Origin of the sequence: Ancylomarina sp., assembly GCF_041555295.1 — a bacterium.
GTDB lineage: Bacteria > Bacteroidota > Bacteroidia > Bacteroidales > Marinifilaceae > Ancylomarina.
In genome coordinates, this window is sequence record NZ_JBFFKR010000074.1 from 1 (window position 1) to 13,821 (window position 13,821).

The 13,821-nt window shown below is 33.8% G+C and carries 11 protein-coding genes; all 11 read left to right on the top strand.

The features are described 5' to 3' along the window. The first annotated feature begins 350 nt into the window (after positions 1–350). The gene (locus ABY905_RS07565) at positions 351–2,783 is read left to right on the top strand and encodes a TonB-dependent receptor domain-containing protein (protein WP_372642172.1); all 2,433 of its coding nucleotides are present in this window, start codon (positions 351–353) and stop codon (positions 2,781–2,783) included. A gap of 363 nt (positions 2,784–3,146) precedes the next feature. Further along, the gene (locus ABY905_RS07570) at positions 3,147–3,668 is read left to right on the top strand and encodes an integrase core domain-containing protein (RefSeq protein ID WP_372642174.1); all 522 of its coding nucleotides are present in this window, start codon (positions 3,147–3,149) and stop codon (positions 3,666–3,668) included. Positions 3,669–3,744: 76 nt separating this feature from the next. Continuing rightward, positions 3,745–4,323 (top strand): class I SAM-dependent methyltransferase, encoded by a 579-nt coding sequence (locus ABY905_RS07575; protein ID WP_372642176.1) that lies wholly within the window; start codon positions 3,745–3,747, stop codon positions 4,321–4,323. A gap of 282 nt (positions 4,324–4,605) precedes the next feature. Beyond that, positions 4,606–5,253, top strand: coding sequence for a LysE family translocator (locus ABY905_RS07580; protein ID WP_372642178.1), 648 nt, complete (start codon positions 4,606–4,608; stop codon positions 5,251–5,253). A gap of 236 nt (positions 5,254–5,489) precedes the next feature. Next, positions 5,490–7,001, top strand: coding sequence for a S41 family peptidase (locus ABY905_RS07585; RefSeq protein WP_372642180.1), 1,512 nt, complete (start codon positions 5,490–5,492; stop codon positions 6,999–7,001). A 132-nt stretch (positions 7,002–7,133) separates the two neighbouring features. Continuing rightward, positions 7,134–7,601, top strand: coding sequence for an alpha/beta fold hydrolase (locus ABY905_RS07590; protein ID WP_372642182.1), 468 nt, complete (start codon positions 7,134–7,136; stop codon positions 7,599–7,601). Then, positions 7,579–7,935, top strand: coding sequence for a hypothetical protein (locus ABY905_RS07595; protein WP_372642183.1), 357 nt, complete (start codon positions 7,579–7,581; stop codon positions 7,933–7,935). The genes ABY905_RS07590 and ABY905_RS07595 overlap by 23 nt, the downstream gene beginning before the upstream one ends. A 606-nt stretch (positions 7,936–8,541) precedes the next feature. Then, the gene (locus ABY905_RS07600; protein WP_372642185.1) at positions 8,542–8,991 is read left to right on the top strand and encodes a pyridoxamine 5'-phosphate oxidase family protein; all 450 of its coding nucleotides are present in this window, start codon (positions 8,542–8,544) and stop codon (positions 8,989–8,991) included. After that, entirely contained in the window at positions 8,988–11,141 is a 2,154-nt protein-coding gene (locus ABY905_RS07605; RefSeq protein ID WP_372642187.1) for a PEP/pyruvate-binding domain-containing protein, read from the top strand. Before ABY905_RS07600 ends, ABY905_RS07605 begins: the two co-directional genes overlap by 4 nt. A 1,099-nt stretch (positions 11,142–12,240) precedes the next feature. Further along, the gene (locus tag ABY905_RS07610) at positions 12,241–12,618 is read left to right on the top strand and encodes a hypothetical protein (RefSeq protein WP_372642189.1); all 378 of its coding nucleotides are present in this window, start codon (positions 12,241–12,243) and stop codon (positions 12,616–12,618) included. A 120-nt stretch (positions 12,619–12,738) separates the two neighbouring features. Then, positions 12,739–13,821, top strand: a 1,083-nt coding sequence (locus tag ABY905_RS07615) for a deoxyribodipyrimidine photo-lyase (RefSeq protein ID WP_372642191.1), incomplete at its 3' end; no start/stop codon positions are given.

A 13,821-nucleotide genomic window follows, 5' to 3' on the forward strand; every position in this document is an offset into this window, starting at 1 on the left:
GCGCTAGCTAGTCGGAAAAGACTCTGTCAGATTTTTTTTTGGCGGCTATTGAATCATCTGTGAGTGACTTTTTAAAACTCAAAAGCGTACATGAGATGTTCGAAATCGAACAGGGAAATAAATTCTAATAATTGTTTTGTCTTGATTTTGTGCATAATACAGCTGTTGGCACTAAAGATGAATGGTGGGGTGATGATATGTTGGTTTTAAAAGAAGTCTTTACCATCAAGCATTGGAATCTGTTTCAATCTTAGCTGTTAAGAAATGTTAATTCTAAACCTATCGTGTAACTAAAAAACCTATGGTGTAGTCCTATAGTTATAAATCAAAACCGACCTAAAAAAAAAATTATGAGAAGAATTCTATTTGTAGCCATTCTGATACTGTATCCCTTTATTAATTTTGCAGAAGAATCGCCCAAAAATGTCAATGCTAAGATGGGTAACGTTTCAGGCCTTATTATCGATAAAAATACCAATGAGGCATTGCCCTATGTTAATATTGTAATTAGAGATGCAAACAATCAAATATTAACCGGAGGGATTACAGATGATAATGGGGAATTTCAGATCAAAAAAATTGCAAAAGGAAAGCATGTTATAGAAATTCAATATATCGGATACAAGCCTTTTATTAAAGAACTTGATTTTACAGCTAAAAATTCGACTTATAAACTAGGAACCATTCGTCTTGAAGAAGATTCTGAAGTACTTAATGAAGTGGTTGTGAGAGCCGAATTATCTACAGTAACTCAGAAGATTGACAGAAAAGTTATTAATGTAGGTAAAGACCTAACTGCAGCAGGAGCAACAGCTTCGGAGGTATTAAACAATGTACAGTCGGTAAGTGTTGATAGTCAGACGGGAACAGTGAGCTTACGAGGTAACGAAAATGTAAGAATATTAGTCGATGGTAAACCAACTAACATTAGTGCCGCCCAATTGTTGCAACAAATCCCATCTACTTCAATTAAGAGTGTCGAGTTAATTACGAATCCTTCGGCAAAATATAATCCTGAAGGGATGAGTGGGATTATCAATATCGTACTAAACAAGAATGCTAATATAGGCTTTAACGGAAATGTAAACATGGGAGTGACACGAGGAGAAAATACTCGTATGAATGGCTCTTTAGATATGAATTACAAAACTGGTAAGGTGAACTTTTTCATAAATTTTGGTGCTAACGGTGGAAAAAGAGACAATTATGGTGATGTTTTAAGAAGTTCGAAAGATGAGAATGGAAATGTAATTCTTGATAATGATCTTTTACAGAAATTTAAATTTCTAAGCGATAACAATTCCCAGTTGCTAAAAGTAGGAGCTGATATTTATTTGAATAAAAAGAATACTCTTTCATTTTATACCACACAGAATTTTCGCGATGGTGTATTTGATGGAAATACAAAGATTTTTAGAGGAACAGATTTGGATTATAATAGTTTAATGAAATCTGAAACAAATAATTCTACCGGAACTTATAATTTTAACTATAAAACCGACTTTGAAAAAGAAGGACACAGCCTGGAGTTCGAAGCGACTTATAGCAAGAGTGATTCTCCTGAAGATGCAACCTATACTGAATTGCTTAATCCGATTGACTTGACTTCGAATTATATAGATGCTGTTGAAAATGATTACGCCAATACGCTTCTAAACCTGGATTACACAAATCCTTTGGCGGAAAATACAAAGTTGGAATTAGGTTTGGAGTTGAGATTAAATAATACTGAGAATTCAAGAGAAACAAATCAACATGATTTTACTAATAATGAAATAGGCAATTCTGCATTTACATACGACAGAAGTATCTATTCGGGATATGTGAATTTAAATCACAAGATAGATAAATTCACGATGCAAATTGGCGCCAGACTTGAGCAGTACGAGGTAGATGGAGAATTTATTAAAGGAGATGAAAGAGCTAAATATACCGATAGTCGTTTTACTGTGTATCCTTCTGTATTTTTAACTTTGAATCCGAGCGAAAAAAATCAATATCAGTTGAGTTACAGCAGGAGAGTAGACAGACCATCTATTGGGCAAGTAAATCCAATTAGAGAGTGGAGTACACCTTTGATTAGCTCGTTTGGAAATCCTGAATTAGATCCTCAATTCACCAACTCTTTCGAGTTCAATTATACCAAAGGAATGGAGAAAGGTTCTGCTACAATTGGAGCATTCTACCGTAGAGTAAATGGCAATATTTCGAGAGTATTGAACAAAGATCCTTTGGATATTGAAAAGGTGGAAATGTCGTACTACAATACCGATAGTAATGATCGTTACGGTGTTGAGCTGTCGGCAAATTACCGATTCTTTAAATGGTGGTCGATGAATGCCAGTTCCGATTTATATATCCAGAAAGAGACCGGAGTTTCAAATGATGAAAATCTCGAGATCACAAACAATTCCTTCAATGTTCGGGTATCGAATAGCTTTACGGCAACCAAAAAATTGAGATTCCAATTGTTTGCCATGTATCGTGGTGGAGGAAAAGATCTACAGTTTGAAGTAGATCCAATGTGGATGATCAATACGGGTGCTAGCTATTCAGTCCTAAAAGGAAAAGGAACCTTAACCTTTAGAGTGAATGATATTTTCGAAGGCATGAAGTTCAAATTCAATTCAAAAATACCTTACAATCAGAATGGAGAATTCCATTGGGAGAGTAGAACAGCATACCTTGGCTTTGCTTACCGATTTGGTAGCGGAAAAAATAAGGCTAAGAGAAGAAAACATAGAGATAGCCGCGAAACCCAAGGTGGTGGTGGCTTTATGTAATCATCTCGACAAGCTCGATAACCACATCTCGAGAGGCTCGGTGCCTCGGTAACTGGTGTCTTGGTAAAAGAAGCTTAAATGTAGTCTAACACGAAGGTTGCTGAGCTTGTCGAAGTACCGAAGTGTTCTTATCTAAGCTCGTAGAAAATTGGTTGCTGAGCTTGTCGAAGCACTGCGTTAATTATGAAACAAGCCTCATATCCATATAGCGATGTGAGGCTTGTTTTCTATATAATAGTCACGGCATCTCGACAAGCTCGATGATCTTAGTCGGACACTGAGCCAGTCGAATTTCGGTTGCTGAGCTTGCCGAAGCATGAAATTCTATTCAATAGGGGGCAGAACAATTCGAACAATTTCCGATTGTTTACCCACTTTCTTTCCATCGAAAATATAGTAGGCATAGTATTTTCAGATCCCGCTCATCCAGAACAAAATGGAAGACATGAAAGAATGCATCGCGATCTTAAAGCTGAATGTGCTATGCCTCCAGCACATAACCTTACAGGAGAACAAAGAAGTATGAATCATTTTTTAAATGAACATAACAATATAAGGCCACATGAAGCTCTAGAGATGAAAACGCCAGCAAAGGTACACATCAGGTCAAGAAGACCGTTCATAGATAAAATAGAGGAATATTATTATCCTGACGGTATTCAGCTTCAGTATGTGATTAAAAATGGGGCTATTAGATGGAAAGCTTATTATTGGATTTATATGACAAGAGCACTGGCTGGGAAATATGTCGGGATAGAAGAATTAGGTAATGGAGTTTGGAAAGTCTTTTATCGTAATGTATTTTTAGGCTACATAAACGATAAACTGTTAAAATATAGAGAAAAGAGTATTCGGTTAACAGACAACATAGTGTCAACTATGTGACTTGTACAACTGTAAACTATCTCCCTTTACATACAGGCTAATCAAGGATCAGATATAGAATTTAATTCATGGAAAAATGGATAAGATTAACAAGGTAGCTAGCTTAATGACAGGAAAAGGCAGAGAGAATATTCCTAATCTCGCTTTCAGGGGCATGGCCTTTTTTATGAAATTAATGGATTTCTTAACGAACTACTCTAGCAGAAACATAAGAGTCCTAAATATTAAATCTGGGCAAACAGTAATAGATTATGGTTGTGGCCCTGCAAGATATATCAAAGATGCCTCAAGGATGGTGGGAACTTCAGGAAAAGTTATTGCTGTCGATATTCATCCACTAGCAATAAAAAATGTAAATGATAAAATAAAAAAATATAAGTTATCTAATGTTGATGCAACACTTGCAACTGGCTACAAAACGGACATTGAAAGTGAAATAGCCGATGTTATATATGCCTTAGACATGTTTCATATGATAGAACAACCGAAAGAGCTATTGACAGAATTAGGTCGACTAGTTAAAATGGATGGTAGAGTAATTATAGAAGACGGGCATCAACCAAGATCTGAAACAAAAATTAAAATAGAAAATTCCAAAATCCTTAAAATAGTGAGAGAGACAAAATCGTTTGTGGAATGCATAAAAATAAAATGATAAAAGCCCAGTTGGTAACAAAAGCTAAATTTTATGGGCGGTGACGAGCAGTTCGAAAGTTTAGTACAATTAATAAACACCAGCAAGCCATTAAAATGACTCACTTACTCTATTTTCAAAGGAGTTCGAGATTTAAAAATGCGGCTTGCTTATTTGGCGGTTTACTCACTTCGTTTCGTGAGCTCCCCTTTGGTCGGTTGATAAGGCACAACTTTAATCGTCCACAAAACTTAGCAAAACAGTTGGCAACAAGCGGAAAAACGAATACTAAATAATAAATAGATGGAATTATCAATTTTTACAGAATCAACAGAGTTTTTAGCAATTATTAGTATATCCATTTTTATGGCTATTAGTCCAGGTCCAGATTTCTTTATGGTGTCAAGAAACAGTATTGTGTATAATAAAACAGCAGGAATATATGCTGCTATTGGAATAAGTCTTGCTATATGGCTTCATGTAGCTTATTCAATTGCAGGATTAGCTATTTTAATATCAAAATCTATTTTTCTTTTTTCAATCATTAAATATATTGGAGCTGCTTACCTAATATTTATTGGATTTAAAACAATTTTTTCTAAATCTAGTATTAAGAAAAATATTGTTCAAAACAAGAAAGTAAATCAAGTCAGTAAATTCGAATCTTTTAAAGTAGGATTTATAACCAATGCTTTAAATCCAAAAACTACAATTTTTTTCTTAAGTATATTTACACAGATTGTAAATGTAGACACGTCTTTAGTTCTTCAAATTATTTATGGAGCAATCATTTCTTTAGCACATTTTATTTGGTTTTATTCTGTTGCTTATTTCTTTTCTCATCCTCTAATTCTAAGTAAATTTCAACGCTATCAAAAAAGGATTGAAACTTTTGTTGGAGCTGCGTTAATAATTTTCGGAATAAAAGTAGCTTTTACAAAGGCAAATTGATTTAACCTAAAATTTTGGGTGAATTAAATATTGTGCAAAAGCCAGTTGCCAACACCGTGTATAACTAATTGCTTAGTTATAGACTGCTTATGAGAGTCCTAGCTGATTTTCTAGTCAGTTTTTATTTGCTAAATTAGACGCTTAACCACGCAACTAATCATACACAACAACGTTGTGCTTTATTTTACAAAAACGACACGAAACAATCTTAATATAATGATTGAAAAATATTTCAAATGAAACCTTATTTATTAATACTTTTCTTAATTGTATCTTACAATTGTCTTGCCCAACGATATTCTTGCAAAACAAATGAAATTAAATCGTCAGAGATAAATGAAAAAGTTCCAGCCATTAAACTACTCGATGATATAGATGAATTTATTAAAATCTTAGAAGAAGTACATGTGAATCCATACATGAAAATTTCAAAAGAGGAGTTCTATAATGCTGCTATAGAACTTAAAAACTCAATAAATGACTCTCTAACCAGACAACAATTTTATCAAGTATTTACACCTTTAGTTGATTTATTAAATGATTCACATAGTGGAGTGAAATTTCCCAGTGGAATATGGAGACACTATCAGTACGAAGCTAATGGTTTGTTTTTTCCAATGGAAATAGAAACCACATTGGATAAAAGAATTTTTATTAAACGTGATTTCTCAAAGAATAATATTCCTGAAAAAACAGAAATAAAAAGTATTAATTCTGTCAAATCAGAAGATATTATAAATATTTTTTTAAAATATGAACATAGTCCGATAGAAAAATCAAGTATTAAAAGACTCGAAAGGAAATTTGTTGATTTCATTTGGTGGATACTTGACTTTAAAGGACCTTATACAGTGGAAACAAATATTGGAACATACACTGTTGATGGACAGAAATGGGAAGCATATTTAAAGAATTGGGAATCGCTTAGCGAAAACAACAACTTGTCAAGTGAAAATATAGTTCTTAAAGAAGTTGATACTTCAACTTGCATTTTAAAAATTAATTCTTACTCTGGTTCAATATCAGAATTTAAAATCCAAATAAAAGAACAATTCAAGAAGATTCAAGAAAACGGATGTGAGAACTTGATTATTGACGTTAGAGATAATGGGGGCGGTAATGACGGAAATGGAAGGACCGTTATCGACTTTATAACAGATAAACCATACTCTGAAGCATTAGCATCCACATTTATGATGAAGAGAAGCAAGCGATATGAAAAATATCAGAAATGTAAAGCTCCATGGATAATTCGTTGGTTGGTAAATCTGAGAACTGTATCGTGGTTTAATAAAAAAACTAAAAAGTTATTTAAAGCATTGCTCGAAACTCCTCGCGGAGAAAATTTAATAGTTGATCTGCCTTTAACTGAACCAACAGAAAACCCATATAGATTTAAAGGTAATGTTTTCGTGTTGTCAAATTATAATTCATATTCTGCTACCACTGTATTTCTGGGAGCTGCTAAAGATTATAAACTTGGTACAATTATAGGAACAGAGACAGGTGACTGTCCAACTGGCTTCGGAAATAATTTGTACTTTGAACTGAAAAATTCTAGATTAAGATGCCATTCATCAACTACATTTATGATTAGACCTAATGGAAATACGGACATGTCTCATGGAGTAATACCAGATTATAATGTTGAACAATCAATTGAAGACACTGAAAATAATGAAGATACAATATTAAATTTCACGCTTGATTTGATAGAAAAAACAAAGCATAATATTTTGTATAAGTAATGGTAGGCAATGTGCGAAATATCAAGGTTTGTAACCCGCTCAAACTGCGTTGCGGTTTGACAGGAAAGTGCCACGCAATCTGCCACTACTCACACAATTTATCGTTGTGCTTAATTAAAGAAAACGAACTAAATGAAAAACCATTCAATATCATTTTTAATTATTTTTATTCTATTTGGCTACAGCTTATATGCTCAAAATAGCAACATTGATTATCCAGCAACTAGCAAACAAATTACAATAACAATAGGAAAAGATTCAATTGCGGCTTTCGGAATGTTTGCAGCTGGAAAAGAGAAAAAAGAAACAGTTCTTCTTCTTCACGGAATTCCAGGCAATGAAAAAAACCTTGATTTGGCGCAAGAATTAAGAAGAAATGGAAGGAATGTAATCTATTTCAATTATCGAGGATCTTGGGGAAGTCAAGGAGAATTTCTTTATTTAAATTGTATTGAAGATGTAAAAAAAGTAATTGACTTTTTCTCGTCAACTGAAAACTCTGAAAAATATAGAACTATGACTAATTCGTATATTCTCTTTGGTCATAGTTTGGGTGGAGGAATTGCATTACTTAGTGGTGCGCAAGATAATAGAGTTTAAAAAAACAGCAATTTACTCACCATTTAATGCAAATACAGCATCTAAAGAAACATTAGATGAGGCAAAAAACTATGTCAACAGTTTATTTATGCTCAATGTTGATTCTGAAAAATTTATTCAAGAATTAATTGATAAACAGAATCTATACAATCCGCTGAATTTTAAAAATGATTTAAGTAAAAAGAGTCTTTTAGTTTTTGATGAAAACGATCGAAATAAAGAGTGGATTGAAAAATTAGATAATGTTGAATATCTTTTAATGAAAACTGATCATTATTTCTCTGACAAAAGACTTGAACTAATCGAAAAAGTTTCTGAATGGATAAATAACTAAGCACAATAATGCATATGAAAAACACAGGTAAGCTGATGTAAATGTGACATCTACAGCACAGAAGTGCATTGATTTTAAACATCTGAAAAGTGCGTTTTGAAACCCGCTACTGCTCTTATACTAACCGTTGTTCGCATTAGGTTTTTCAGTTCATAGGCAGGAAAAAAAACTGGCGGTTTATCACTGGCTTTGGAATCCCTAATGTCATCCATGTTGGAATCGAAAAAAGATTAAATTCTCTTATTGAATCTGGATTCCAATTTGGTTTTATGCAATACGTTGATGGCAATTCCTGATACAAAGCACAGCTGGGTACTGTTCAGGTTAAAGCATTTGAGTTGAATAGACCTGAACTATTCACAAAACAAGGTGATTCTTTATGAGAAATTTCCCCTAGTACAGGGGATTGAATGCGTTGGCTTTATAAAAAAAGATCCTTCAAACACCTATAAATCAGGATGACAATTAACAGCAATTATGAACGTTCGGTATATTTTTTCGTAGCTAGCTCTTGCTGCTGCAATTATATTGATTAATTTGTACTTCTCAATCGGCTTGTAAAACAAATAGCATAGAGGATTTATAAATAATACAGACACCTCACATATGATAACATCAGAAAAAATATTTAAACGGATATCAAAGATATTGAACTCTCAGCTTTTTGGAGTATTAGCAACACAAGGAAGCAAATATCCCTATACGTCGCTAGTAGGAATTGCAAATACTAGCAATTATAGTGAACTAATATTTGCTACGCCACGAGGTAGCAGGAAATATCAAAACTTAACCAAATCAACCCACGTCTCGATTCTTGTTGATACTAGGCTTAACGAAATAAGCGACATTATGGAAGCTGAAGCACTTACCGCCCTAGGATCAGCGATTGAAGTACCTGAACAACAGTGGAAGGATTGTGCGAATGTTTTTCTATCAAAACACCCAAATCTTAAAGAGTTTATAGAAACCCCTCAATGCTCATTGGTAAAAATTACTGTGGACAAATACATATTGGTTGATCATTTTCAGAATGTAACAGAAATTGATGTAAAATGAATGCTATCTACTATTTTGACAGTAAAAATCTGGTGCCACCCGTTAATGAAGTGGGCAATAAAGCGTGGTCGTTATTTATGGCCAAGCAAAAAGGTTTCAAAACTCCTGAAGGCATCTGTCTGAGTAAAAATTTGTATCTCGAATTTATAAAAAGTACGGGTCTTGATAAATATATAATAACCGAATTGGCTCGAAAAAGTCTGGAGGAAATGCGCTGGGAAGAGATGTGGGATGCCGCATTACGAATTAGAAATCAATTTTTAAAAACTGAGCTACCCACACAAATGGCAGACAAAATCATCAAAGCCATTAATTCGCAAATCCCCAATAAGCCCCTGGTTATTCGATCTTCCTCTTTAGCCGAAGATGGTTCGGGAAGTTCTTTTGCAGGTATTCATGAATCATTTGTGAATGTAATAGGCAAAGAAGACATATTAAAAAGTATCCGGTTGGTTTGGGCTTCACTTTGGTCAGATGGGGCATTGCTGTATAGAAAAGAAATGGGTGTTTCATTTGATGATAGTGCAATGGCCGTGTTAATTCAGGAACTAATTGATGGAGAAGTTTCCGGCATCGGATTTTGCCAATCGCCAAATAATAATTACGAAGCAGTTATTGAAAGTATTTACGGTTTAAATAAAGGATTAGTAGATGGTGATATTGAACCCGATCGATTTGTTTTAAACCGGCAAACTGGCAAATTAAAGGACTCACACAAATCACAACATTCAAAAATTGTTAATACTAAAAAGCAAGGCGGAGTTTCTATAGTAAAACAAACTAATAAGCTATCTTTCTCTATTGACAAAGCTCAAGTCCAGTATATCTACAAAAAAATGATGAAGCTTGAATCCTTATTTGATGCTCCTCAAGATGTGGAATGGACATTGAAAAACAATATTTTTCACTTACTTCAAAGCCGTCCAATTACACTATTAAATAATGATGAAAAAAAATGGAACCTTAGCTTGAAGAGGAGTTTTGAAAATTTATCACAACTAGCCATCCGGATTGAACATGAAATATTGCCGGCCATGGAAAGTGAGGCAAATCAATTAAATACTGTCCGCATTTTTGAATTATCGAACGAAGAATTGATTGAGGAAATAAAAAAACGGCAAGAAACATTCACAAGATGGAATGCCATTTATTGGGATGAATGTATTCCCTTTGCTCATGGTATAAGATTATTCGGCGTGCTATATAACGATATGGTGAAACCAGATGACCCCTTTGAATTTATAAAGCTGCTTATGCCCACCAAGATGGAAAGCACAACGAGAAATAACAAAATCGCCGCAGCAGTTGATGCGTTGAAAAAGCAAGACCACACCCTTAATATTTCGAATATTGATAATAACCCCGAATTAAAACATCTGATTGATTTAATTGGTGAAAATATTCAACCCATTATGGGAGAAGAAAAATTAAATGATAAACAAATTAAAGATGTAATCGCAAAATATGTTGATGCTTCCTATAGCATGTCATCAATTAAGCAAAATCACCAAAATAAAGAACAAAATTTTATCACTGCTTTTAACAAAAATGACCAGTCTTTTGCTGAAAAAGTACTGAAATTAGCAAAGAAAAGTTATCAATTGCGTGACGATGACAATATTTACTTAGGAAAGGTATATGCAGCACTTGCTGATTCAATAAAAGAAACGAATGTTAGATTTAAGGATCGGTTTCATAATATTGACCTAGTTAAAAATGCCGAAGAAGCCATAAAAGCATTGAAGTTTCCTAATTACGAACCGGAAATTAAACCTGAAACTCATGCAAAAAATCAAGCTTGGAAAATAAACGTTCGCCAAATGCGTGGTCAGCCAGCCAGCAAAGGCATAGCCCGGGGCAATGCCCGAGTAATTCAAACCAACAAAGACTTGCTAAAAGTAAAAAAAGACGAAGTATTGGTTTGTGATAGCATCGATCCGAACATGACCTTTGTAATTCCATTAGTTTCTGCCATTGTGGAACGTAGAGGTGGCATGCTAGTGCACGGTGCAATTATTGCCAGAGAATATGGAATAGCTTGTGTAACTGGAATTCCGGACGCTACAGCCATAATACAAACTGGTGATGATGTTACTGTTGACGGTTTTTACGGATTAGTAACTAATCATAGCCGAACACTGGAGCCCTAACTAATTAATAGTCTATGTGTTAATCACATGTCCATTTATTTTCATCTGCTAAATTTTTTATTGCTCAAAGTTAACTACTAAAAAGACCAAACGTTCATTCTTTTTTAACTCTAAAATTTCATCATAAAATTTTGAAAATAGGCTGTTGTTATTTGTAAATACCGCTACAAAGTGCAGCTTGCCTCCTCAATTAAATGAATTCGAAAAACTACATCAAAAATATAAAGATTAAGGACTTGTTATACTTGGATTTCCTTGCAATCAATTTCAAAATCATGTAAGAACGAATCGGAGTTATTCAATAATAGAAGTTCAAGAAGAAGCATTACCAAAATTATCTTTTGGCGAGGGGTTACAAATATTTTATCGATTTCAATGAACAAAGTTTGCTAACAAAATAAAAAAAATGCGGTTTCATGTTTAGCCTGAAAGTTAATTCGTACTTGACACACCGCAAATTAATTTACTATGAATAATCTGATACATAAAAAGTCATTAACACCGTACATTTTTTATATCAATTGTTGTATGCTAGCTCGAAAACAAAACCGACCTCAGTTAAACCAAGCACATTTTATTTTGCTCGTTCCTCACAAAACAAAAAGAGTTTTATAGTAGCGTCATTAATTATATGCTGAGCCTTTAGAAGATTCAATCAGAAGGATTCTTATTTTAATAATTTAATTGTTATAATGTTCCTCACATACAATATTTTGTTTATTTTGATAACCGTATTAAGTAAAAGAAGATACTTCAGCATTCAAAGAAGAACGAACGGCGGGTACAAATGAACGATCAGTGGGTACACTCGATAAAGCGATGGGTACAATAGATCAAACGATGGGTACAAATGGACAAGCAGTGGGTATAACTGATCAAACGACGGGTATAATTGGACAAACAATTACTTTACAAGCATCTACTCTTAATATGAATTATATATTTCAATTTATTAACTATACATTCATAATAAATGGCGACTACAAAGCGTAGACCTGAAGATAAATAGACCTAGAGGAATGGATGAGTGACTTCTAGACTGTTGCAAAGATAGCAATAGAAGAAAGACCGCTGTAAAGCATTTTAAACGAACAACAAAATGGAGAATATCAAATTCGAACGACTCAGAATTTCATTGACATTTTTAGTATTACTTATAGGGTTCATGATTTATGTAATAAGACTCTTGATTGCTCCTGATGAAATGACAATTGGAGTATTTAATACAGTTACAATTTGGATAGCAGTTTCATTAATCCCTATTTTTATTCCGCTACTGTCTGAAAATAAAACTATGAAAGTCTTGACTTTTATTTTTGGCGGACTGATAATGCTGGTTGATGTTGTATTACCTATGACGATAATTATTGGAAAAGAAATGAATGAGCCAATAACATGGGGTATTCTAATGATTACCATATGTTGTGTTTCTGGTATGACTGGTATGTTTAAGACATTGAAATGGATAAAGAATTAACCAATAATAAAGGAAATATAATAAAACGCTTTACAACAAAACTAAATTTCATGGGCTTGATGAGAGGTTTATTTAAACTTCCATCCAAAAAAATGTAAGATGCTTGTAAATAATTAAATCATGAAGAAATTGAAGGTTTCGATATTTTGGTTCAGAAGGGATTTGAGAATTGAAGATAATCATGGCTTATTTGAAGCCCTTAATGGTCCTTATCCGGTTCTGCCAGTTTTTATTTTTGATACAAATATTTTAGATGAGCTTGAAGCAGATGATCCTCGTGTTACATTCATTTATGAGCGTCTGTTAATTTTGAATAAGATTCTCGAAAATCATTCGAGTAGTATTTATTGCGAAAAGGGGAAGCCGGAAGATGTCTGGAAAATAATTCTCAAAAAATTTGATGTTCAAAATGTCTATTTTAATGAAGATTACGAACCCTATGCCCAAAAACGTGATCGTGCTATTGAAGAAATTGTAATTGATTACGGCGCTAAGCTCAGCATATTCAAAGATCAGCTTATATTCGCAAAAGGAGAGATACTTAAAGCAGATCAGTCGCCCTATACGGTATACACGCCCTATAAGAACAAATGGCTAGAGAAATTCAAAAATACAGAAATCAAACATTTCGATTCAGAAACAAATGCTAATTTCTTAAAATGTGACTTTGTTTTACCTACTTTATCGGAAATAGGATTTATCCAATCGAAAATCAGAGTCGTTGATTATGATTTGGATTATTTGGACGAATACGAGGCACTTAGAAATTTCCCGGCACTGAATAAAACCAGTCATCTATCGCCGCATCTCCGCTTTGGAACGATTAGTATACGAGCGGTTGTGCGAAAAGCACAGATCTATCAGGCCTTTTTAAATGAGCTTATCTGGCGCGAGTTTTTTATGCAGATTTTATATCATTTTCCAAAGATTGTGTATTCCAATTTCAAAGCGAAATATGACCATATTCAATGGCGAAATAATGAAGATGAATTCGAACGATGGAAAAAGGGGAAAACCGGCTATCCCATGGTTGATGCAGGTATGAGGGAGTTAAACGCAACTGGCTACATGCACAATAGAGTCAGAATGGTTGCTGCGGGATTTTTGTGTAAACATTTACTTATAGATTGGCGGTGGGGAGAAGCTTATTTTGCTGAAAAGTTATTGGATTATGAGCTGGCATCGAATAATGGGAATTGGCAA